We start from the raw sequence: 22,742 nt of genomic DNA, 5'->3' as shown, positions 1-22,742 counted from the left end.
GGGCGCCGGCGCGCGCTTTTCCAGTCCTCAAGGGTCCGGGGTCTTCACCCGGCCCCCTCCCGTTCCGGAGCGCGCATGGAATTCGGCCCACATCTGATGCTTGCCGTGCTGGAGGGCGCGGTCACCGCCGCGGTGCTGGCGCTGATGGCCTCGGGGCTCAGCCTCGTCTTCGGGGTTATGCGCGTCGTCAATGTCGCCCATGGCCAGTTCTTCATGCTGGGCGCGGTGCTGGCCTGGGCGGTGTCCTCGGCGGTGTCCTCGGCTCTGGGGGGCGGGGCCGTCGGCTTTGTCGCGGCACTCCTGCTGGCGCCGGTCATCGCCGGGGCGCTGGCGGTCGCGGCCGACCTGACGGTGCTCAAGCGCGTGGGCTACGACCCCGAACGGACCATCGTCGCCACCATCGGGCTGCTGTACATCCTGCAGCAGGCCGCGCTGATGACCTATGGCCCCGAGGCGCGCCCGGTGGCGCCGCCCTTCAACGACCGCCTCGCGCTGCCCTGGGTCGCGTTCGGCCCGGAGGGACCTGCGCTGATCTGGCCCTGGGGGCTGTCGATCACCTCCTACAAGCTTTTCGTGATGGGGGCCGCGGCGGCGGTGCTGGCCGGGCTCTGGGCGCTGATGACCCGGACCGGGATCGGGCTGGTGATGCGCGCGACCCAGTTGGACCGCGAGACCGCGCAGGCCTTCGGCATTCCGGTCGAACGGGTCTATGCCGGGGTCTTCGGGCTGGGGGCGGCACTGGCCGCCCTTGCGGGCGTGCTGATCGTGCCGATCCAGCAGGCGCATTACCTGATGGGGGGCGACGCGCTTCTGCTGTCCTTCATCGTGGTCATCATCGGCGGGCTCGGCAGCCTTGGCGGCACGGTGATCGCGGCGCTGCTGATCGGGCTGTCCGACGGCATCGTCTCGGTCTTCTTCTCGCCGACGCTGGCCAAGATCCTCGCCACGCTGCTGGTGGCGCTGGTGCTGGTGTTCCGGCCCGAGGGCCTGAGGGGCAAGGCCGCGCGATGAGGGGCGGGCGCATCATCGGGCTGCATCTGGGGCTGGTCGCGGTCCTTTTTGCACTGAACTTCCTGCTGCCCGCCTACAGCCATGGCACCGTCGCCCGGGTAATGGTGCTGGCGACCTATGCGATGGGCTACAACATCCTCTTCGGCTATACCGGGCTGCTCAGCCTCGGCCACGCGATGTTCTTTGCCGCGGGCATGTACGGGCTTGCGATGCCGATGACGCATCTGGGCCTTGGCGCGGGGCTTGCGCTTCTGACCGGCATCGGTGCCGCGGCGGTCCTGTCGCTGGGCGTGGGGCTCCTGGCGCTGCGCACCAGGGGCGTCGCCTTCATGATCGTGACGCTGATGTTCGCGCAGGCCGCCTGGCTGACGATCCTTCTCGCGGGGCGCTGGACCCGGGGCGACGAGGGCGTGGTGATCCCGCAGGCCGACCGGGTTCTGCTGGGGCTCGACCTTTCCGACCCGCAGACCCGCTATCTGGCAGCCCTTGCGCTGTTCTCGGCCGTCCTTTTCGGTACGCTCTGGCTGGTCCGCCAGCCGATGGGCCGGGTGCTGGTCGCGATCCGCGAGAACGAGGACCGGGCCGAGCTTCTGGGCTATGACACCTTCCGCCACAAGCTGGGCGCGGTCGTGCTGTCGGGCACGGTCTCGGGGGCGGCGGGCGCGGCCTACGGGCTTTTCTTCGGCTATGCCGGGGCCAGCTTCGCCGAAACGCACTATTCGATCTTTCCGTTGCTCTGGGTCCTGCTGGGCGGCGCGGGCACGGTGATCGGGCCGTTTCTCGGCACGCTCTTCATGTTCTACCTGATCGACCTCGCCTCGGGGCTGACGCCCGCCTATATGCTGATCGCGGGCGTGGTGCTGGTTCTGTTGACGCTGTTCGCCCCGCAGGGGCTGGCGGGCGAGATCCGGCGCCGCTGGTGGCGGGGCCTGCCATGAGCGCGCTTCTGTCGACCCGGGCGCTCTCGCGCAGCTTCGGCGGGCTGCGCGCCGTCCATGAGGTCGATCTGGACCTCGGCCCCGGCGAGGTCCGGGCGCTGATCGGGCCGAATGGCGCAGGCAAGACCACCTTCGTGTCGATGCTGATCGGCCGTGTCGCGCCCTCGTCGGGACGTATCGTCTTCGACGGCCAGGACATCACCCGGCTGCCCGCCCATGCCCGGGTGCGGCTTGGGCTGGCCTATACCTTCCAGATCACCTCGGTCTTCGCCCGGCTTCCGGTCGCCGAGAACGTGGCGCTGGCCGCCCGCCGCCGGTTCGGCCGCGACCGCGCCGCCGTTGCCGCCGAGGTCGCCCGGACGCTGGGCCGGGTCGGCCTGACCGGGCGCGACGACAGCGCGGCGGGCGATCTGAGCTATGGCCATCAGCGCCTGCTGGAACTGGCGATGGGGCTCGCGCAAGCGCCGCGCGTTCTCATCCTCGACGAACCGACGCAAGGCTTGTCCGAGCCCGAGATCGAGACCTTCAAGGCGCTGGTCCGCGCCCTTGCGGGCGAGACCGCGATCCTGCTGATCGAGCATAACATGGGCGTCGTGATGGACCTGGCCGACCGCATCACCGTGCTCGATGCGGGGGTCGTGCTGGCCGAGGGCGCACCCGCCGCGATCCGGGCCGATGCGCGGGTGCAGGCCGCCTATCTGGGACGCTCGGCCGATGCTTGAGGTCAGGAACATCGCGGCGGGCTACGGGCCGGTCCGGGTGCTGCGCGGGCTCAGCCTGACCGTCCGGCCGGGCGAGATCACCTGCCTTCTGGGCCGGAACGGCGCAGGCAAGACCACGGCGATGAAGGCGATCATGGGGCTTCTGCCGCTGTCGGGTGGCCAGGTGCTTCTGGACGGCGAGGATATCGGCCGGCTGCCGGCCCATGAGGTGCCGCGCCGGGGCATCGGCTATATCCCGCAGGGGCGACGTCTGTTCGCGGATCTGACGGTCGCGCAGAACCTCGAGATCGGGATGCGCTGCCGCAAAAGCCCGCCCGAGGTGCGCGACCGGGTGCTGGCGATGTTCCCGCGGCTTGCCGACCGGATGGGCCAGCGGGCCGGAACCCTGTCGGGGGGCGAACAGCAGATGCTGGCCACCGCGCGGGCGCTGTGCCTCGCCCCACGGGTCCTGTTGCTGGACGAGCCGACCGAGGGGCTTCAGCCCTCGATGATCGCGCTGATCCGCGACACCGTGCTCAGGCTGCGCGACGAAGGCGTCGCGATCCTGCTGGTCGAACAGCGGCTCGACGCCGTTCTGGCCACGGCCGACCGGGCGGTGATCCTCGAGACCGGCGCCGTCCGGGCCGAGGCCGACGCCGCGCGGCTGCGGACCGACCCCGATCTCCTGCGGCGCCATCTCGGGGTTTGAGAATCGCGCATAACATTTCAAAACATACGCTTACGGCGCACTCCTCATGTGACGCGTGAACTTCCGGCGGCGCCCGGTCTACAGGTCCTTCACCAGCCGCAGCGCGTCGTAGATCGCGGCATGCACATTGCGCGCGGCCACCGCGTCGCCGATGCGGAACAGCCGATAGCGCCCCTCGGGATTGCGGTTGAGCGCCTGCGGCCGCCCTTCGATCAGCGCGGGGTAATCGACCTCTCCCAGGTTCGACGCGCCCGGCCGCAGCCCGAAATAGAGATCGTCAAGCGGATGCGTGCCCGTATTGACCACCACCTGATCGACCTGCCGTTCGCGTGTCTCGGGGCCGTAATCGCTGCCAAGCCGCGCGGTCAGCGCATTCCCTGTCCGCCGGATCGCGTCGAGCCGCCAGGTCGGGGTCCAGACCACATCGGCCCGCTGCAAGGCCCGGATCGCCGGGGTCAGCGACATCGCCATCACCTCGGGCACCAGCCCCCGGTCGCGGCAGACGATCTCGACCCGCGCGCCAAACGCGGCCAGCGTCTCGGCGGTCTGCAGCCCGGCGTGATCGCCCGCATCGTCCCACAAGAGCACGTTCGTGCCCGGCCGCACGGCGCCCGACAGGATGTCCCAGGCTGACACCGCAAGCCCGTCGCCCTCGGCCAGACCCGGTTCGGGCGGCAGGCCGCCGGTGGCGACGATCGCCACATCGGGCGCCTCGGCCTGCACCGTTTCGGGCTCGGCCCAGGAATTGAACCGGAAGCCGACGCCAAGCCGGGTGCATTCGGCCATGCGCCAGTCGATCACCGCCATCATCTCGGCCCGGCGCGGGTGGCGCGCCAGCAGCCGGACCTGACCGCCGGGATCGTTCGCGGCCTCGTGCAGGACGACCTCGTGGCCGCGTTCGACCGCGACCCGCGCGGCTTCGAGCCCGCCGGGCCCGGCGCCGACCACGACGACCTTCAAAGGCGCGGCGGCCTTCGGCACCAGATGCGGCATGGTCAGCTCGCGCCCGGTCGCGGGGTTGTGCAGGCAATAGGCGGACCCGCCCTGATAGATCCGGTCGAGACAGTAATTGGCGCCGACGCAGGGGCGGATGCGGTCCTCGGCGCCCGCCACCAGCTTGGCGATCAGATGCGGGTCGGCCAGATGGGCACGGGTCATGCCGACCATGTCGAGCTTGCCCTCGGCGATGGCGTGCCGCGCGGTCGCCAGATCGGGGATGCGCGCGGCATGCAGGGTGGGCAGCCCGGTCGCGGCCCGGATGCCGCCCGCGAAATCGAGATGCGGCGCGCTTTTCATCCCCTGCACCGGGATCACGTCGGTCAGCCCGGCATCGGTGTCGATATGGCCGCGGATCACGTTCAGGAAATCGACCAGCCCGCTTGCCTTCAGCCGCCGGGCAATCTCAAGCCCCTCGGCCGCGCCGATCCCGCCGGGCAGCGCCTCGTCGGCGACATGGCGGATGCCGACGATGAAATCGGGGCCGACCCGGTCGCGGATCGCCCGCAGCACCTCCATCGACAGGCGCATCCGGTCGTCGAGATCGCCGCCCCAGGGCGGTTCAAGCGCATTGGTCAGGGGCGACCAGAACTGGTCGAGCAGATGGCCATAGGCCTCAAGCTCGATCCCGTCGAGCCCGGCCGCCTGCATCCGCTCGGCGGCATCGGCATAGTCGGCCACGATGCGGGCGATGTCCCAATCTTCGGCGGTCTTGGGAAAGGCCCGGTGCGCGACCTCGCGGGCGGGCCCGGCCGAGACCACCGGCAGCCAGTCGCCGCGATCCCAGCGGGTGCGGCGGCCCAGATGGGTCAGCTGGATCATCACCGCCGTGCCGTGCGCGTGGCAGTCGTCGGTCAGCCGTTTCATCCAGCCCACCACCTCGTCCTTCCAGGCGAGGATGTTGTTGAAGGCGGGCGGGCTGTCGCGCGAGACCGAGGCCGACCCCGCCGTCATGGTCAGCGCGACCCCGGCCCGGGCGCGTTCGACGTGATAGGCGCGGTAGCGGTCCTTGGGCAGGCCGTCCTCGGCATAGGCGGGTTCGTGCGCGGACAGGAAGATCCGGTTCTTCAGCGTCAGGTGGCGCAGCTGGAAGGGCGAAAGCAGGGGGTCGTTGGTCATCGGGCTCTCCGTCGGTCGGGCCGAATGTTCCCCGCGCCGCAACGTCCTGGCAAGCCGGACCGGGCTGCGCCGCTCGGCCGAATTGCGGGGCGGGGCGAAGTCGCCTAGGGATCGGGCATGTCCCGTTTGCGAAAGGCCGCCCCCGCATGACCGACCCGATCCGCACCACGCTTGACGTTCTTCTCGAGATCCTGGCGCCGCTTGACGGGCGGTGCGTGCTTGATATCGGCTGCGGCCGGGGCGGGCTGGCCGGACCCTTCCGCGCGGCCGGGGCCGAGTGGCGCGGGCTGGAACCCTTCCCGCAGGCGGGCGGCGCGCCCGGCATCGACGTGGCCCAGGCCGAGGCGATGCCCTATCCCTCGGGTGCCTTCGACATCGCGGTGATCGTCAATGCGCTGCATCACATTCCGGTCGGGGGCATGGGCGACGCGCTGGCCGAGGCGGCGCGGGTGATCGCGCCCGAGGCGCCGCTGGTGGTGATCGAGCCGCGCGTCGAGGGCGATCTGAGCCAGGTGATCGCGACCGTCGATGACGAGACCGAGATCCGCACCGCGGCGCAGGCCGCGCTTGATGCCGCGGTGGCCTCCGGGCTTCTGACCGAAACCCGCGCCTTCGACTATGTGCGGCGCGAGGTCTATGACGATTTCGACGCCTTCGTCGGCCGGATCTCGTCCTTCGCGCCCGAGCGCGGTGGGCTGAGCGAGGATCTGACCGAGGCGCTGCGCGCGGCGTTTCTGGCGCGCGCGGGCCGCGAGGGCGCAGCCTTCACCCTGACCCAGCCGATGTCGGCGCGGCTGTTCCGGCGCGGTCCGGCGGCAGGCTAGGGGCGCGCGCCGCCGCCCAGACCCCGCCCGCCAGAAGGTCCCCCACCACCGCGCGCAGGGTCTCGGCCACGGCCTCCTGGGCGCGGGTCACCGGGCGCGCGGCCGGGCGGATCAGCCAGGCCCCGCGCCAGAGCCCCGGCGTCGCGATCCGGCTGACGCTCAGCGCGCGGGCCTCGGCCTCGGGCGCGACCGCGTGCCAGGGCAGCACCGAGGCGCCGAAGCCCGCCGCGACCAGGTTCTTGATATTGGCATAGGAATCGATCTCGACGGCCAGCTCTGGCGCAATCCCGTCGGTCGCGAGCCGGGCGTCGATCATCCGGCGCAACCCATGCGCCCGGCTCGGCAGCACCAGCGGAACGTCCTCAAGCGCGGCCAGCGCGATTTCCGGCGGGGCGGGCCAGTCGGGCGGCCAGAGCACGACCAGTTCCTCTTCCAGCAGCGGATCGCAGGCCAGCCCCGGATCGGCCGGGGCCTCGTAGAGCACCGCCAGATCGACCCGGCCTTCGGACAGCCATCCGGCGACAAACCCGCTCATCGCCTCGGCGATCTGCAGCGTGATCCGCGGATAGCGCTCGCGCAGCGCCTCGATCAGCGGCACCGCCAGAAGCCCGCCGATGGTCCCGGTCAGCCCGATCGCGACCCGCCCCGAGGGGTCGGTCTCGAGCCCGCGGATCTCGGCCTCGGTCCGGGCCACCTCGTCGAGGATCGACCGCGCCCGCCGCGCCAGAAGCTCGCCCGCCTCGGTCGGCACCACCCCGGTCGGACGGCGCAGCAGAAGCCGGGTGCCAAGCCGGTCCTCAAGGTTGCGCACATGCAGCGACAGCGCGGGCTGGGCCACGTTCAGCGTACCCGCGGCCCGGGTGATCGACCCGCGTTCGACGATTTCGATGAAATAGCGCAGCTGCCGCAGATCCATGCCCGTGCCCGATGGGTCCAATCCGCAGCCCATATAGAAAACATATGGCAGTCAGGCAAAGAATATATTTGCATGATGGGGCGGCGCTGGCTCTTCTGACCGAAATGCCCCAGGCAGGACACTCCATGCAGACCGACCCCCACCAGGACATCCGCGACGCCATTCGCGCGCTGTGCGCGACCTTCCCGCCCGACTATCACCGCCGGATCGACGCCGAGCGCGGCTATCCCGAGGCCTTCGTGCAGGCCCTGACCGAAGCCGGATGGATGGCGGCGCTGATCCCGGAAGAATATGGCGGCTCGGGGCTGGGGCTGACCGAGGCCTCGGTCATCATGGAAGAGATCAACCGCTCGGGCGGCAATTCCGGCGCCTGTCACGGCCAGATGTACAACATGACGACGCTGGTCCGGCACGGCTCGGAAGAGCAGCGCCGCCGCTACCTGCCGAAGATCGCGGCGGGCGATTTGCGGCTGCAGTCGATGGGCGTGACCGAGCCCACCACCGGCACCGACACCACCCGGATCAAGACCACGGCGGTGAAGAAGGGCGACCGCTATGTCATCAATGGCCAGAAGGTCTGGATCAGCCGGGTCCAGCATTCCGACCTGATGATCCTGCTGGCCCGCACGACGCCGCTGGCCGAGGTCGCGAAGAAATCCGAGGGCCTGTCGATCTTCCTCGTCGATATCCGCGAGGCGATGGGGGCGGGCATGACGGTGCGGCCGATCCCCAACATGGTCAATCACGAGACCAACGAGCTGTTCTTCGACAATCTCGAGATCCCGGCCGAGAACCTGATCGGCGAGGAGGGGCAGGGGTTCAAGTACATCCTGACCGGGCTCAATGCCGAACGCACGCTGATCGCGGCCGAATGCATCGGCGACGGCTACTGGTTCACCGACAAGGTCAGCGACTATGTCCGCGAACGCCAGGTCTTCGGCCGCCCCATCGGCCAGAACCAGGGCGTGCAGTTCCCGATTGCCGAGGCCTTCATCGAGGTCGAGGCCGCCAGCCTGATGCGGTTCGAGGCCTGCCGGCTTTACGATGCCGGTCAGCCCTGCGGTGCCCAGGCCAACATGGCAAAGTATCTCGCCGCGAAGGCGTCGTGGGAGGCGGCCAATGCCTGCCTGCAGTTCCATGGCGGCTTCGGCTTTGCCTGCGAATACGATGTCGAACGCAAGTTCCGCGAAACCCGGCTGTATCAGGTGGCGCCGATCTCGACCAATCTCATCCTCAGCTATGTGGCCGAACACGTGCTGGGCCTGCCGAGGTCGTTCTGATGCGCCCGCTCGAAGGGATCGAGGTGGTGGCGGTCGAGCAGGCGGTGGCCGCCCCCTTCGCCACCGCGCGGCTGGCCGATGCGGGCGCCCATGTCGTCAAGATCGAGCGGCCCGGCGGAGATTTCGCGCGCGGCTATGACGATGCCGCGGCCGGACAGTCCAGCTATTTCGTCTGGCTCAACCGCGGCAAGGAGACCCGGACGCTGGATCTGGCCAGCGAGCCGGGGCGCGCGGCGCTGGCGGGCCTGCTGGCCGGGGCCGATGTGCTGGTGCAGAACCTCAAGCCCGGCGCGCTGGCGCGGCTTGGCTTTTCCGACGCGGTGCTGGCGCGCGACTATCCGCGGCTGATCTCTTGCGCCATTTCAGGCTACGGCAGCGAGGGGCCGCTGGCCGGGCGCAAGGCCTATGACCTGCTGATCCAGGCGGAATCGGGGCTGTCCTCGATCACCGGAGGACCGGAGGAACCGGCGCGGGTGGGGGTCTCGATCGTCGATATCGCGACCGGGGCCACGGCCCATGCCGCGATCCTCGAGGCGCTGATCCGCCGCGGCGCGACCGGGCAGGGGGCGCGGATTTCGGTGTCGATGTTCGACGTGATGGCCGAATGGCTGACCGTGCCGCTGCTGAACCACGAGGCCGGACGCACGCCGGGGCGGGTCGGGCTGGCCCATCCCTCGATCGCGCCCTACGGCGTCTTTCATCCCGGCGATGGCCGCCCGATCCTGATCTCGATCCAGAGCGACCGCGAATGGCGCCAGCTGGCCGAGCACTTCCTTGACGCGCCCGGGCTGGGCACCGATCCGCGCTTTGCGACCAATGTGGCGCGGGTCCGCAACCGCGCCGAGACCGACCGGATCGTCGCCGAGGCCTTTGCCCGGCGCAGCGGTGCGGAGGCCGTCGCGGCCCTGATGGCCGCCGATATCGCCTTTGCCTCGGTCAATGACATGGCCGGGCTTTCCAACCATCCGCACCTGCGCCGGATCGAGGTCGACAGCCCGAACGGCCCGGTCGCGATGCCCGCGCCCGCCGCCCGGGTCGAGGGCGAGACGCGCCGCTATGGCCCGGTGCCCGCCCTGAAACCCCGGGAGACCTGAATGGATCTCGATATCGAGCATCTGCGCGGCTGGATCGGCCGGGAAGAGACCGCGACCGAGCGGCTGACCCCCGAACTGGTCCGCCGCTTCGCCGCCACCTTCGACCGCACCTGGCCGCTGCAGCCCGGCAACGAGGCGCCGCTGCTGATCCATTTCTGCCTCGCGCAGCCGACGGTGCCGGGCGCCGGGCTTGGCCCCGACGGCCATCCGGCGCGGGGCGGGTTCCTGCCGCCGGTGCCGCTGCCCCGGCGGATGTGGGCGGGAGGCGCATTCCGCTTTCACACGCCGCTGCGCATCGGGGACAGCGTGACCCGGCGGTCCACCATCGTCGATGTCACGCTGAAACACGGCCGTTCGGGGCCGCTGCTGTTCGTGACGGTTGACCACAAGATCCGCGCCCGCGGGCGGCTGGCGCTGACCGAACGGCAGGATCTGGTCTATCGCGCCGCCGCCCCGTTCCGGCGGCCGAAGGCGGACCCGGCGGCCGAAGGCAGCTCGATCCGGCGGCTGATGCCCGGGCCGGTGATGCTGTTTCGCTATTCGGCCCTGACCTTCAACGGCCACCGCATCCATTATGACGCCCCCTATGCGCGCGAGGTCGAGGGCTATCCCGGACTCGTGGTCCATGGTCCGATGCAGGCGACGCTGCTTCTGCAATTCGCGGCCGATCTCAAGGGCAGTTGCCCGTCGCGCTTTGCCTTTCGCAGCGTCTCCACCGTGTTCGACACCGCCGAAATGGAGATGCATGCCAGTTGCGAGGGCGACAGCCTGCGGCTCTGGACGGCGCAGGCAGGCGGCCCGGTCGCGATGGAGGCCACCGCGAGCTGGTAGCGCGGGCCTTGGGCCCGGATGGTTCCGGCATGGCCTGCGCGACAACAGGCCCGCGCGGCGGGATCTTTCAAGTCCCTCCGGTCGCAGAAGGCTGGCCATCGGCCACCGGGCGCGGTAGCTGGCAGGAACGGCACCGCTGTCGCGGTCGCGCCGGGTGGCCAAAGGCGCCCGGCAAAGCGAAAGCGGCGCCCGCCGGGACGCTGCGAGTCCGCCCGCCGAGGATTGGCGGTGTCGCCGCGCCCCGGAAAATGCTAGAACGGAATACAACCGGAACGGGAGCAAGGTGAAGCCTTGACCGAGGACCCCAAGCCCGAGGCCGGCTCTGCCGGCACCTGGGCCCGCCTGCGTGCGGGCTTTCCCTATCTCCTGGCCGCAGGCCTGTTCGTCCTGGGGCTGGTGGCGCTTTACAAGCTGCTGGCGGCGGTCGATTTCGCCGATGTGGTGGCGCAGGTCCGCGCCACGCCCTGGTCGACAGTGGGTCTGGCGCTGGCGGCGACGGCGGCCAGCTATATCTCGCTGGTGGGTTATGACTGGTCGGCGCTGCGCTTCATCGGCAAGCCGCTGAAGTTACCCGTGGTGCTGGCGGGCGGGTTCATGGCCTATGCCTTCGGCAACACCATCGGGCTGTCGGCGGTGTCGGGCGGGGCGGTGCGCTGGCGGGTCTATTCGGCGCTGGGGCTCGACGGCTACGACGTGGCCGCGGTCTCGACCTTCGCGGCGGTGTCGTTCGGGGTGGCGGCGACGGTGGTCGGGCTGGGTGCGCTGGCGGTCCATCCGGGCGCGCTGGCTGCGGTGCTGCCGCTTGCGCCGGGCACGGTCCGCATGCTGGCGCTGGCCGGTGTGGCGCTGATCGCGCTGCCGCTTTTGTGGGCCTCGCTCCGGCAAGGCTGCGTGAAGCTCGGCCGCTTTTCCCTGCGCGCCCCGGCGCCGGGGGATCTGGCGGCGCAGATCGTCTTTTGCCTGGGCGATATCGGCTTCGCCGCCGCGACGCTTTATCTGCTGATGCCGGCGAACGATCTGGGCTTTGCCACCTTCCTCGCGCTCTTTGCCGCCGCGACCATGGCCGGGGTGCTGAGCCATGTGCCGGGCGGCGTCGGCGTCTTCGAGGCGGTGATGATCGCCGCGATGCCGGCCTCGACCTCGATCGAGGCAGTGGCGGCCTCGTTGCTTCTTTACCGGCTGATCTACTTCCTGGTGCCGTTCAGCGTGGCCCTGCTGGCGCTGGCCAGCTACGAGCTGTTCCGCTCGGCGGGCGCGCATCTGCCGCGCGGCCAGTGGGGGCGGGCGGTCGCGGCCGCCGATCCGGGCTTTCGCGCGGTCGAGGGGATCGCGCCGCTGGTGCTGGGCTCGATGATCCTGGGCGCCGGGCTCTGGATGAGCGTCTCGTCGATCCTGCCGCCCACGACCGAGGCCGCCCGCGCCGCCGAGGCGCTGTTCCCGCTGCCCTTCATCGAGGGCTCGGCCCTGGCCTCGAGCGTGATCGGGGCGGCGCTGGTGCTGCTGTCCTTCGGGGTGATGCGCCGGGCGCTGGCGGCTTTCTGGCTGGCGCTGGTGGTGATGGAGACCGGCGCGGCGGTGGCGCTGATCCAGGGCGTCGATCTGGACCGGGCGGTGTTTCTTGCGGCGGGCGCGCTGCTGTTGCTTCCGTTCCGCCATGCCTTCCACCGCCACACCATGCTGAGCCATGCGACGCTGACGCCCGCCTGGGTCGCGCTGATCGTGGCGCTGATCGCGGGCTTCGGCTTCGTGCTGTTCTTCGCCCACAAGCAGACCCCTTATGCGCATGAGCTCTGGTGGCAGTTCGCGGTCAACGAACGCGCGCCGCGCGCGCTGAGGGCGGTTCTGCTGGGCAGTCTCGTGCTGGGGCTCGGGGCGCTTCTGATGCTGTTGCGCGCGCCCCGCGTGGTGCCCGACCCGCCCGATGCCGAGGATCTGGCGGCCGCGGCGCGGATCGCGGGGGGCGGCGACAACCCCGATGCGGGCTTTGCGCTGACCGGCGACAAGTCGATCCTCGTCTCGGACGATGGCCGCGCCTTCGTGATGTTCGCAGCCTCGGGCCGGTCCTGGATCGCCTATGGCGGCCCGGTCGGCCCCGCCGATGCCGCCGAGGACGTGGCCTTCGCCTTCGTCGATGCCGCCCGGCGCGAGGGCGCGCGCCCGGCCTTCTACGAGGTGCGCGCGGCCGATGTGCCGATCATGCTGGATCTGGGGCTGTCGCTGCACAAGATGGGCGAAGAAGCGGTTGTCGATCTGACGCGCTTTTCGCTGGAGGGCCCGGCGCGCAAGAAGCTGCGGACGACCCATGCGCGGGCGCTGCGCGACGGGCTGTCGCTCGACTGGACCGAGCCGCCCCATACGGCTCCGCTTCTGGCCGAGCTGGGCACCGTGTCGGAGGCCTGGCTTGCGGCCAAGCGCGCCCATGAAAAGGGCTTCTCGGTCGGGCGGTTCGATCCGGCCTGGCTGAACCGCTGGCCGGTGGCGACGGTACGCCACGCGGGCCGGGTCGTGGCCTTTGCCAATGTGCTGGTCACCGACAGCCGGACCCAGGCCAGCATCGACCTGATGCGCCAGGTCGAGACGGCGCCGCCCTGCACCATGGAGTTTCTCTTCACCGCGCTGATGCTGCGGCTGAAGGACGAGGGCTATGCCGCTTTCTCGCTGGGCATGGCGCCGCTGTCGGGGCTGAGCCCGGAACGCAGCCGCAGGCTGTGGGACCGGTTCGGCGCGCTGATCTACCGGCACGGGCGGAGCTTTTACAATTTCGAGGGGCTGCGCGCCTTCAAGGCCAAGTTCGACCCCGACTGGCGGCCGCGTTATCTGGCCGCCCCCTCGGCGCTGCCGCCCCTGTTGACGCTGGCCGATGCCGCGCGGCTGATCGGCGGGCGCAGCGACCGGCGGAGCGCCGAGCGGCGCGGCAGCGACCGCCGGCACGAGGCCTGAGGCGCGTCCGGAAGGACATCTTGCCGCGGCCCGGAGGACCTTCCCCTTGGGGAAGGTTCGATTCGGGACGGTTCCGGACGCCGCCCGGGTGGCATTCCATTTCAGCACATGGCACCAGACCGACTGAATTTTAGGCAATTGCCGGTTTTCGATGCTGGTTCCCGGCGGGTCGCGCCCGCTTGCGCCTGCCGTTCCGGACCCTCTCGGGCACAGTGGCGCCGGGACGGGGCGGAGGGATCGCCCTTGGAAGGTAACAAGGAGGCCCAAGTTGCTTGAAATAAAGAAAAGTTTTTCCGCGCTGATGCTGACGGCGGGGCTGCTTTCGGCGCAGACGGCACTGGCGCAGGGCACGCTGCGCATCGGCATGACCGCAGCCGACATTCCGCTGACCACCGGCCAGACCGACCAGGGCGGCGAGGGCATGCGCTTCATGGGCTACACGGTCTACGACTCGCTCATCGAGTGGGACCTGACCTCGGCCGACAAGCCCTCGACCCTGATCCCGGGGCTGGCCACCGAATGGGCGGTCGATGCCGAGGACAAGACCAAGTGGATCTTCAAGATCCGCGAGGGCGTCACGTTCCATGACGGGTCGGACTTCACTGCCGAAGACGTGGTCTGGAACCTCGACAAGCTGCTGGACGACACGTCGGAACAATACGACCCGCGCCAGGCGGCGCAGGGCAAGTCGCGGATCCCGGCGGTGGCGAGCTACCGTGCGATCGACCCGCTGACGCTGGAAATCACCACCAAGACCCCCGACGCCACGCTGCCCTATCAGCTGGCCTGGATCCTGATGTCGTCGAAGGCCAACTGGGAGGCCCATGGCAAGGACTGGGAACAGGTCGCGTTGGAGCCCTCGGGCACCGGCCCCTGGAAGCTTGAGGAATTCGTGCCGCGCGAGCGCGCCGAGATGGTGCCCTTCGCCGAATACTGGGACGACACCCGGGTGCCGAAGCTCGACAAGATGGTGCTGATCCCGCTGCCCGAGCCCAATGCCCGCTCGGCCGCGCTTTTGTCGGGGCAGGTCGACTGGATCGAGGCGCCCGCGCCCGACACCATCCCGGCGATGACCGCGAACGGCTTCGTGATCTCGTCGAACGCCTATCCGCATAACTGGACCTGGCACCTGTCGCGGCTGGAAGGGTCGCCCTGGAACGACATCCGCGTCCGCAAGGCCGCGAACCTCGCCATCGACCGCGAGGGGATGGGCGCGCTTCTGGGTGGTCTGATGGTGCCCGCCAAGGGCTTCCTGCCGCCCGGCTCGCAATGGTTCGGCAAGCCCAGCTTCGATGTGCGCTATGACCCCGAAGAGGCCAGGCGCCTGCTGGCCGAGGCGGGCTATGGCCCCGACAAGCCGCTGAAGGTCAAGGCGCTGATCTCGCCCTCGGGCTCGGGCCAGATGCTGCCGCTGCCGATGAACGAATACATCCAGCAAAGCCTTGCCGAGGTCGGCATCGATGTGGAATTCATGGTGGTCGAGTGGAACCAGATGATCAATCTGTGGCGCGCGGGTGCCGCCGATCCGGCGGTCGAGGGCAGCCAGTCGATCAACTTCACCTACTTCATCCAGGACCCGTTCACGGGGCTGATCCGGCACCTGTCCTGCGACCTGATCGCGCCGAACGGCACCAACTGGGGGCATTATTGCGACCCCGGGATGGAAGAGCTGTTCACGAAGATCCGCAACACCTTCGATCCGGCCGAACAGGACGAGGTGATGCGCCGGACGCATGAGAAATTCGTCGATGACGCGCTGTTCCTGATGGTGACCCATGACGTGGCGCCGCGCGCGATGAGCCCGAGGGTCAAGGGCTTCGTGCAGGCGCAGAACTGGTACCAGAACTTCTCGTCGATCACGATGGAATAAACGACCCGTCCGGGTCCGGGAGCCCCGCCGCAGGCGCGCGGCGGGGCTTTTCCCGAAGGAGAAACCTTTCATGTTCAGCTATCTTCTCAGGCGGCTGATCCTCGTGCTGCCGGTGGCGTTCGGCGTTTCGGTGATCTGCTTCCTCTTGGTGCAGATCGCGCCCGGCGACCCGCTGACCGCGATCATGCCGGTCGATGCCACGGCCGAGGAACAGGCGGCGATGCGGGCGGCCTACGGGTTGGACAAGCCCCTGCCGGTGCAATACGCGATCTGGGTCGGCAATCTCGCGCAGGGCGACATGGGCCGGTCGATCGCGACCGGACGCCCGGTCTCGGGCGAGGTCTTCGGCGCGGTGCAGAATTCGTTGCTGCTCGCGGTCAGTGCGGCCGTCATCGCCTTCCCGATCGGCATCTTCCTCGGCTTCCTCGCGGGCTATTTCCGCGACAGCGCGCTCGACAAGGCGGTCACGGCGGTGTCGATCGCGGGCGTTTCGGTGCCGAATTACTGGCTCGGCATCGTCCTCGTGATCATCTTTTCGGTCAATCTGGGCTGGCTGCCCTCGATGGGGGCGGGGCCGGGCGGCTCGCGCGACTGGTCCTGGAACTGGGAGCATATGCGCCATCTGGTCCTGCCCGCGGTGACGCTGGCCGTGGTGCCCATCGGCATCGTCTCCCGCACCGTCCGGGCATTGTCGGGCGACATCCTGAGCATGGATTTCGTGCAGGCGCTGTACGCCAAGGGGATGACCCGGTTCGACGTGCTGATCCATGTCGGCCGCAATGCCGCCGCGACCGCGCTGTCGGTGATGGGGCTGCAGCTGGGCTATCTGCTGGGCGGCTCGATCCTGATCGAGACCGTGTTCAACTGGCCGGGCTCGGGCTTCTTGCTGTCGAATGCCATCTTCCAGCGCGATCTGCCGCTTTTGCAGGGCACGATCCTGGTGCTGGCGCTGTTCTTCGTTGCCATGAACCTCATCGTCGACGTGGCCCAGGCCGCCATCGACCCGCGGATCAAGAGGAGCTGAGCCGATGACGCTGACCGAAACCCTCGATCCGGTTCAGGCCCCCGAGGCGCGCAAGGGCTATTGGGCGGGCGTCGCCGGGCGGCTGGCGCGCGACCCGGTCTCGATGCTCTGCCTCGCGGTGGTGGCGGCCCTCATCCTGGCCGCGATCTTCGCGCCCTGGCTGGGGCTGGCCGATCCCTACAAGGGCTCGATGATCGCGCGGCTCAAGCCCATCGGCACGCCGGGGCACATCCTCGGCACCGACGAGCAGGGCCGGGACATGCTGGCAAGGCTGATCCATGGCGGGCGGCTGACGCTTTTCATCGGGCTGATGCCGGTGGTCTTCGCCTTCTTCATCGGGTCGATCCTCGGCGTCGTCGCGGGCTATGTCGGCGGCCGGCTCAACACCCTCATCATGCGGGTGGTCGATGTCTTCTTCGCCTTCCCCTCGGTGCTGCTGGCCATTGCCATTTCGGGCGCGCTGGGGGCGGGGATCGTCAATTCGCTGGTCTCGCTGACCATCGTCTTCGTGCCGCCGATCACCCGCGTCGCCGAGGCGGTGACCTCGGGCGTTCGCAGCCTCGATTACATCGACGCGGCCCGTGCCACCGGGGCCAGCGCGCTGACGGTGATCCGGGTCCATGTGATCGGCAATGTGCTGTCGCCGATCTTCGTCTATGCCACCTCGCTGACCAGCGTCTGCATGATCCTCGCGGCGGGGCTGTCCTTCCTCGGGATCGGCGTCCGCCCGCCCGAACCGGAATGGGGCCTGATGCTGAACACGCTGCGCTCGGCGATCTATGTCAATCCGTGGCTCTCGGCGCTGCCGGGGGTGATGATCTTCGTCACCTCGCTGTGCCTCAACCTGCTGAGCGACGGCGTGAGGAGTGCCATGAATGTCCGCGACTGAGCTTTACGACCTGCTGCCCGATCGCGGCGGCCCAGCCCAACCCCTGCTGACGGTGCGGGGCCTGAAGAAGTACTTTCCGATCCGGGGCGGCATCCTCGGCCGCACCCGCGCGATGGTGCAGGCGGTCGACGGCGTGTCCTTCGAGGTCCGCAAGGGCGAGACGCTTGGCATCGTCGGCGAATCCGGCTGCGGCAAGTCCACCACGGCGCGGCTGGCGGTCGGGCTGATCGACCGCGACGAGGGCGACATCATCTTCGACGGCGACGCGCTGGGCGACACGCTCAGCCTGCGCGAGCTGCGCCGCGGCATCCAGATGGTGTTCCAGGACAGCTATGCCTCGCTGAACCCGCGGCTGACCATCGAGGAGTCGGTGGCCTTCGGCGCCCGGGTGCAGGGGCTGTCCGATCCGATGGGACGCGCGCACGGGCTGCTGGCGCGGGTGGGTCTTGATCCTGCGCGCTTTGCCCAGCGCTATCCGCACGAGCTGTCGGGCGGCCAGCGGCAGCGGGTGAACATCGCCCGGGCGCTGGCGATGTCGCCCCGGCTGGTGGTGCTGGACGAGGCGGTCTCGGCGCTGGACAAGTCGGTCGAGGCGCAGGTGCTGAACCTGCTGTCGGACCTGCGCGCCGAATTCGGGCTGACCTATATCTTCATCAGTCACGACCTGAACGTGGTGCGCTATATCTCGGACCGGGTGCTGGTGATGTATCTGGGCGAGGTGGTCGAGGTCGCCCCGGTCGATGCCATCTGGGCGCGGCAGGCCCATCCCTACACCCGCTCGCTGTTCTCGGCGATGCCCTCGATGGACCCGGACAACCGGACCGAGGAGCCGCCCCTGACCGGCGATCCGCCAAACCCCATCGACCCGCCCGAGGGCTGCAGGTTTCACACCCGCTGTCCCTTCGCGGCGACGCTGTGCGGGCGCAAGGTGCCCAAGCTTCGCAAGATCGGCGCGGATGGCCACCTGGCCGCCTGCCACCTGCATGACCCTGCGTCCGGCCATCCCAAGGCGGGGAAGATCGCATGACCGACAAGCTGCTTGAAATCGACCATCTGACGGTGCGCTTCAAGGGCGCGCGCACGGTCCATGCCATCAACGACCTGTCGCTGTCGCTGGGTCCGGGCGAGACGCTGGCGCTGCTGGGCGAAAGCGGCTCGGGGAAAAGCGTGACGCTGAAGGCGCTGTTGCGGCTTCTGCCGCCGAAACGGACAGAGATCGAGGGCGACATTCGCGTCGGGGGCACCGACATCCTGCGGCTTTCCGGCCGGACGCTGCAACGCTATCGCGGCGGCGACGTGTCGATGGTGTTTCAGGAACCGGCGCTGGCGCTGGACCCGGTCTATACCGTCGGCGCCCAGATCGCCGAGACGGTGATGCGCCACAAGGGCGCGAGCCGGTCCGAGGCGATGGAGGTCGCTCTGGACATGTTGAAGCGGGTCAAGATCCCGTCGCCCGAGCGGCGGCTGCAGAACTACCCGCATGAATTGTCGGGCGGCATGCGCCAGCGGGTGATGATCGCGCTGGCTCTGGCCTGCCGTCCGCGGCTTTTGCTGGCCGACGAGCCGACAACGGCCCTTGACGCCACCGTCCAGATCCAGATTCTGCTTTTGTTGCGCGAGCTTCAGAAGGAATTCGGAATGGGGGTGATCTTCGTCACCCACGATATCGGTGTGGCGGTGGAAATCTCGGAACGGATCGCGGTGATGTATGCCGGCCAGATCGTCGAGGAGGGCACCACCCGCGAGATCATCAAGGACCCGCGTCACCCCTATACGCGCGGTCTTCTGGCGGCAAACCTGCACGATGTGGCACGGGGAGAGCGGCTGGCCGCGATCCCGGGCGCGCCGCCCGCGTTGGAAACCCGGCCTGCCTCCTGTTCCTTCGCGCCGCGCTGTGCGCTGGCCGGACCCGATTGCCGGGCCGGGCTGCCGCCTGTCGTGACCCCTGCGCCGCGGCGCCGCGTGGCCTGTCTGCGCGCCGACGAGGCCGTTCCTGCCGAGTGACCGGATGCTTATCGAAGAAGATGCCTATCATGCCTTCATGCCCTATCCCGCCGTGCCGGTGGACAATGCCCCCCATGGGCCGCTGTCCGGGCTGACGCTGGCGGTCAAGGATCTGTTCGATGTCCGGGGCTATCGCACCGGCTGCGGCTGTCCGCTGAAACTGGCCGCAAGCCCCGAGGCCGAGACCACCGCCCCGGCCGTGCAGCGGCTGCTGGAGGCGGGGGCGCGCTTCGTCGGCAAGACCCATACCGACGAGCTGGCCTGGGCGCTTTACGGCATGAACCCGCATTTCGGCACCCCGGTGAACCCGAAGGCCCCCGACCGGATTCCGGGCGGGTCCTCGTCGGGCTCGGCCGTCGCAGTAGCGGCGGGGCTGGCCGATATCGCGCTTGGCACCGATACCGGCGGATCGGTCCGGGCCCCGGCAAGCTTTTGCGGCACCTGGGGGCTTCGGCCGACCCATGACCGGGTGCCGCTGGCGGGCGCGATGGCGCTGGCACCCAGCTACGACACCGCCGGGCTGTTCGCGCGGGACGGCGCGACGCTTCTGGCCGCGGCCGGGGCGCTGATGGACCCCGACCCGGTGCCGCTGCCCGAGATGCCCGATCTGCTCTGGCCCGCCGACATGGTGGCCCAGCTTGACGAGGCGCCGCGCGCGGTGCTGGAGGCGGCCTTCGGCACCATGCCCTCGCGCGAGGTCGAGGTCTATCCCGAGGGCGCGGACGCGGCCTATGCCGCCTACCGGGTGACCAATGGCGGCGAGGCCCAAGAGACGGTTCTGCCCTTCATCCGCCGCTCGGGCATGCCGCTGGCGCGCGGCATCGACGGGCGCGTGGCAGCGGCCGCGGCGCTGGAGGAGGCCGAGATCGACAAGGCCCGCGCCACCCGTCATGCCTTTGCCGCCCATCTCGAGGAACTGCTGGTCGATGCCGTCCTGCTGGCGCCCGCGGTCCATGCGGCCCCCTTCGCGCTTGACGCGCCGGACGAGGTCTTGGACGGCTTCCGCCATGCTGCGATGCGGCTTCTGTGCGTCGCGGGGCTGGCCGGGTTGCCGCAGGTGGTGCTGCCTGCGGGCATGGTCGAGGGCGCGCCCTGCGGGGTGTCGCTGATCGGGCCGCGCGGGTCGGACCTGTCGCTGGTCGCGCTGGCCCGGCGGCTGGCGCCCGAGGCGCATCCATGACCGCCTGTCCGGTCGAAGCACGGCTGCGAGAGCTGGGCCACAGCCTGCCCGACAGCGCGCCGTCGCGGGCGATGTTCCTGCCGGGCAAGCTCAGCGGCAACCTGCTGTTCCTGTCGGGGCAGATCTGCGAATGGGAGGGCGTTCCGCGCTATTTCGGCCCGGCCGATGACTCTCTGGACCTGGCCGAGGCGCAGGCCGCGGCGCGGATCTGCGCGCTGAACCTTCTGTTCTCGATCCGCGCCGTGGTCGGCTCGCTTGGCCGGGTGCGCGAGATCGTGCGGGTTGGGGGCTTCGTCGCGGCGCGGCCGGGTTTCGAGGCCGGGCCGATGGTCGTCAACGGCGCCTCGCAGCTTTTCATCGACCTCTGGGGGACGGCCGGACAGCATGCCCGGACGGCGGTCTGCGTGGCGTCGCTGCCCGCCAATGCGCTGGTCGAGATCGACGCGGTGGTCGAGATCGCCTGAGACCGGTTCGCGGCCTAGCCGCCGGTATGGCTCATGTGGCGGCTGACCTGGCCGTCGGCGCGCTGGCGCGAATAGTCGAAATCGTGGCCCCTGGGCTTGGCGGCGATCGCGGCGCGGATCGCCGCGACCAGCGCGCCGTCATCGCCCGAATGGGCGCGCAGCGGTGCGCGCAGATCGGCGCGGTCTTCCTGACCGAGGCACATGTAGAGCTCGCCCGTGCAGGTTACCCGCACCCGGTTGCAGCTTTCGCAGAAGTTATGCGACAGCGGCGTGATGAAGCCGATCTTCTGCCCGGTCTCGGCCAGCCGCACATAGCGCGCCGGTCCGCCGGTGCGTTCGGCCAGATCGACCGTGGTGAAGCGGTCTTCCAGCCGCGCGCGCACGTCGCGCACCGACCAGTACTGATCGACCCGGTAGTCGTTGCCCAGATCGCCCATCGGCATGACCTCGATGAAGGTCAGGTCCATGTCGCCTGCGGCGCACCAGTCGACCAGATCGAACAGCTCGTCCTCGTTGAAGCCCTTCAGCGCGACGGTGTTGATCTTGACCCGGAGCCCCGCGGCCTGCGCCGCCCCGATCCCGCGGCGGACCTGATCGAGCCGCCCCCAGCGGGTGACGCGGGCGAACTTGTCGGGGTCGAGCGTGTCGAGGCTGACATTGACCCGCCGGACCCCGGCCTCCCAGAGCGCGGTGGCGTGCTTTTCCAGCTGCGAGCCGTTGGTCGTGACGGTCAGTTCGTCCAGCGCGCCGCTGTCCAGATGCCGCCCCATGGCACGGAAGAAGGTCAGGATGTCGCGGCGGACCAGCGGCTCGCCGCCGGTGATCCGGAGCTTCCTGACCCCGAGCCCGATGAAGGCCGAACAGAGCCGGTCGAGTTCCTCCAGCGTCAGCAGGTCCTTCTTGGGCAGGAAGGCCATGTTCTCGGCCATGCAATAGACGCAGCGGAAGTCGCAGCGGTCGGTGACCGACACACGCAGATAGGTGATGGCGCGGGCGAAAGGGTCGATCAGGGGCGGCTGCTGCATCATGTCGCAGAAGGTAAGGGCAGGGGGGACGCGCGGCAAGAACCTTTCGGGGCCCGCGCGAAGCCGCTAGGCTGGGGCGCGATGCTTGGATCGAGGAGACCGCCGATGGGGCGCGCAGACGGAACGACCCGGGGCCGGACGGCCGCCAGAAAACTGGGACCGGGTTTGGGACTGGCTCTGGTGCTGGCCGGGTGCAACGGGGCCGGAATTCCGCTTGGCGGCGGCGCCGCGCCGCCCGCCGAGGAGATCCCGGCCGATCCCGGCGCGCCGCTTTCGGCGCTTGAGACCCTGCCGACCGACGGGGTCCCCGAGGCCACCGGTCCCGAGGCCGGGGCGGGTACCGGATCGGGTGCCGGATCGGGCGCGGTGCCGACCGCCCCTTCCGGGCTGGCCGAGGCCACCGCGCCGGTCTTCGGGCTTGAACGCGAGCTGGGCGTGACGACCGCCTCGCTGGGCGATCCGAACGAGGCGGGGTTCTGGGCGGTGACGCCGCTGGTCGACGAGACCCGGCGCGGCCGTCTGGCCGATCCGGTCTCGGGCGCCAGCGTGCAGGTCGAGCTGAGACCCAGCGACAGCTCGCCCGGGGCGGGCACGCGGGTCTCGATGCAGGCGCTGCAGGCGCTGGGGCTGCCGCCGATCTCGCTGACCAATCTCAAGGTCTACGTATCGGAATAGGGCGCGGCGAGTCCCGGACGGTGCTTTGACGAAGGCAAGCTTGCGAAACGATCCGGCCGAATGGTGCGCATTGTTTCGCCCCTTGTCGGGTGCGGTGGCCGGTTTTGTCAGACAGGCCGAACCGGAGCGTGCCGGATCGCGGCGGGTCATCGTTTCCGGTTCGCCGGGTTTTCCCGGCGATTCCCCGCCGAACCGCCCCCATCGTTTCCGATTTCGCCGGTAAAACCCCCGGGCTTGCCCGGCGCGGGAGCT

20 protein-coding genes are annotated in these 22,742 nt (G+C 69.7%); 17 read left to right on the top strand and 3 right to left on the bottom strand.

Annotated elements, in window-relative coordinates; translation table 11 throughout:
• Positions 1-75: 75 nt before the first annotated feature.
• The 4 genes from DSD19_RS11205 to DSD19_RS11190 are packed head-to-tail and all read left to right on the top strand — an operon-like array spanning position 76 to position 3,359.
• Positions 76-1,011, top strand: coding sequence for a branched-chain amino acid ABC transporter permease (locus DSD19_RS11205; RefSeq protein ID WP_075786339.1), 936 nt, complete (start codon positions 76-78; stop codon positions 1,009-1,011).
• On the top strand, positions 1,008-1,949 hold the full coding sequence (locus tag DSD19_RS11200; protein ID WP_113669640.1) for a branched-chain amino acid ABC transporter permease: 942 nt from the start codon (positions 1,008-1,010) through the stop codon (positions 1,947-1,949). The genes DSD19_RS11205 and DSD19_RS11200 overlap by 4 nt, the downstream gene beginning before the upstream one ends.
• Positions 1,946-2,671, top strand: coding sequence for an ABC transporter ATP-binding protein (locus tag DSD19_RS11195; RefSeq protein WP_113669639.1), 726 nt, complete (start codon positions 1,946-1,948; stop codon positions 2,669-2,671). The genes DSD19_RS11200 and DSD19_RS11195 overlap by 4 nt, the downstream gene beginning before the upstream one ends.
• Positions 2,664-3,359 (top strand): ABC transporter ATP-binding protein, encoded by a 696-nt coding sequence (locus tag DSD19_RS11190; RefSeq protein ID WP_113669638.1) that lies wholly within the window; start codon positions 2,664-2,666, stop codon positions 3,357-3,359. The genes DSD19_RS11195 and DSD19_RS11190 overlap by 8 nt, the downstream gene beginning before the upstream one ends.
• A gap of 78 nt (positions 3,360-3,437) precedes the next feature.
• Here the strand turns inward: DSD19_RS11190 and DSD19_RS11185 are convergent, their stop codons facing one another.
• Positions 3,438-5,474: an FAD-dependent oxidoreductase gene (locus DSD19_RS11185; RefSeq protein WP_113669637.1), complete on the bottom strand. Its 2,037-nt coding sequence runs from the start codon at positions 5,472-5,474 to the stop codon at positions 3,438-3,440.
• Positions 5,475-5,620: 146 nt separating this feature from the next.
• On the opposite strand from DSD19_RS11185, the gene DSD19_RS11180 reads away from it, so the two are divergent.
• Positions 5,621-6,298: a class I SAM-dependent methyltransferase gene (locus DSD19_RS11180; RefSeq protein WP_113669636.1), complete on the top strand. Its 678-nt coding sequence runs from the start codon at positions 5,621-5,623 to the stop codon at positions 6,296-6,298.
• Here DSD19_RS11180 and DSD19_RS11175 read toward each other — a convergent pair.
• Positions 6,240-7,214, bottom strand: coding sequence for a LysR family transcriptional regulator (locus DSD19_RS11175; RefSeq protein WP_165828112.1), 975 nt, complete (start codon positions 7,212-7,214; stop codon positions 6,240-6,242). The two genes, DSD19_RS11180 and DSD19_RS11175, sit on opposite strands and share 59 nt — an antisense overlap.
• Positions 7,215-7,339: 125 nt before the next feature.
• Here DSD19_RS11175 and DSD19_RS11170 point away from each other — a divergent pair, with 125 nt between their 5' ends.
• The 11 genes from DSD19_RS11170 (at position 7,340) to DSD19_RS11120 (ending at position 20,790) form a co-directional block, all read left to right on the top strand.
• Positions 7,340-8,494, top strand: a complete 1,155-nt coding sequence (locus tag DSD19_RS11170; RefSeq protein ID WP_113669634.1) for an acyl-CoA dehydrogenase family protein — start codon at positions 7,340-7,342, stop codon at positions 8,492-8,494.
• Complete coding sequence (locus DSD19_RS11165) at positions 8,494-9,588, top strand: CaiB/BaiF CoA-transferase family protein (RefSeq protein WP_113669633.1); 1,095 nt, start codon at positions 8,494-8,496, stop codon at positions 9,586-9,588. Before DSD19_RS11170 ends, DSD19_RS11165 begins: the two co-directional genes overlap by 1 nt.
• Positions 9,589-10,419 carry a MaoC family dehydratase N-terminal domain-containing protein gene (locus DSD19_RS11160; RefSeq protein ID WP_075786348.1) on the top strand — a complete coding sequence of 277 codons (831 nt, stop codon included), beginning with the start codon at positions 9,589-9,591 and terminating at the stop codon, positions 10,417-10,419.
• Between the two features lie 291 nt (positions 10,420-10,710).
• Positions 10,711-13,359: a bifunctional lysylphosphatidylglycerol flippase/synthetase MprF gene (mprF, locus tag DSD19_RS11155; protein WP_165828111.1), complete on the top strand. Its 2,649-nt coding sequence runs from the start codon at positions 10,711-10,713 to the stop codon at positions 13,357-13,359.
• A gap of 268 nt (positions 13,360-13,627) precedes the next feature.
• The gene (locus DSD19_RS11150) at positions 13,628-15,229 is read left to right on the top strand and encodes an ABC transporter substrate-binding protein (RefSeq protein ID WP_341800893.1); all 1,602 of its coding nucleotides are present in this window, start codon (positions 13,628-13,630) and stop codon (positions 15,227-15,229) included.
• Between the two features lie 70 nt (positions 15,230-15,299).
• Positions 15,300-16,253, top strand: coding sequence for an ABC transporter permease (locus DSD19_RS11145; RefSeq protein ID WP_113669631.1), 954 nt, complete (start codon positions 15,300-15,302; stop codon positions 16,251-16,253).
• A gap of 4 nt (positions 16,254-16,257) precedes the next feature.
• Positions 16,258-17,142: an ABC transporter permease gene (locus DSD19_RS11140; RefSeq protein WP_113669630.1), complete on the top strand. Its 885-nt coding sequence runs from the start codon at positions 16,258-16,260 to the stop codon at positions 17,140-17,142.
• The gene (locus DSD19_RS11135; RefSeq protein WP_113669629.1) at positions 17,129-18,169 is read left to right on the top strand and encodes an ABC transporter ATP-binding protein; all 1,041 of its coding nucleotides are present in this window, start codon (positions 17,129-17,131) and stop codon (positions 18,167-18,169) included. The genes DSD19_RS11140 and DSD19_RS11135 overlap by 14 nt, the downstream gene beginning before the upstream one ends.
• The gene (locus DSD19_RS11130; RefSeq protein WP_113669628.1) at positions 18,166-19,146 is read left to right on the top strand and encodes an ABC transporter ATP-binding protein; all 981 of its coding nucleotides are present in this window, start codon (positions 18,166-18,168) and stop codon (positions 19,144-19,146) included. The genes DSD19_RS11135 and DSD19_RS11130 overlap by 4 nt, the downstream gene beginning before the upstream one ends.
• 4 nt (positions 19,147-19,150) lie before the next feature.
• On the top strand, positions 19,151-20,326 hold the full coding sequence (locus DSD19_RS11125) for an amidase (protein WP_113669627.1): 1,176 nt from the start codon (positions 19,151-19,153) through the stop codon (positions 20,324-20,326).
• Positions 20,323-20,790: a RidA family protein gene (locus DSD19_RS11120; protein WP_075786355.1), complete on the top strand. Its 468-nt coding sequence runs from the start codon at positions 20,323-20,325 to the stop codon at positions 20,788-20,790. Before DSD19_RS11125 ends, DSD19_RS11120 begins: the two co-directional genes overlap by 4 nt.
• A 14-nt stretch (positions 20,791-20,804) precedes the next feature.
• Here DSD19_RS11120 and moaA read toward each other — a convergent pair whose 3' ends face one another.
• Positions 20,805-21,815 (bottom strand): GTP 3',8-cyclase MoaA, encoded by a 1,011-nt coding sequence (moaA, locus tag DSD19_RS11115; protein WP_113669651.1) that lies wholly within the window; start codon positions 21,813-21,815, stop codon positions 20,805-20,807.
• Positions 21,816-21,920: 105 nt separating this feature from the next.
• Here moaA and DSD19_RS11110 point away from each other — a divergent pair, with 105 nt between their 5' ends.
• Positions 21,921-22,490, top strand: a complete 570-nt coding sequence (locus tag DSD19_RS11110; protein ID WP_113669626.1) for a hypothetical protein — start codon at positions 21,921-21,923, stop codon at positions 22,488-22,490.
• Positions 22,491-22,742 lie beyond the last annotated feature (252 nt).

Origin of the sequence: Rhodovulum sp. BSW8 (assembly GCF_003314725.1) — a bacterium.
In the GTDB taxonomy this organism is placed as follows: Bacteria; Pseudomonadota; Alphaproteobacteria; order Rhodobacterales; family Rhodobacteraceae; genus Rhodovulum; species Rhodovulum visakhapatnamense.
This window is presented reverse-complemented; position numbering and strand designations above follow the sequence as displayed.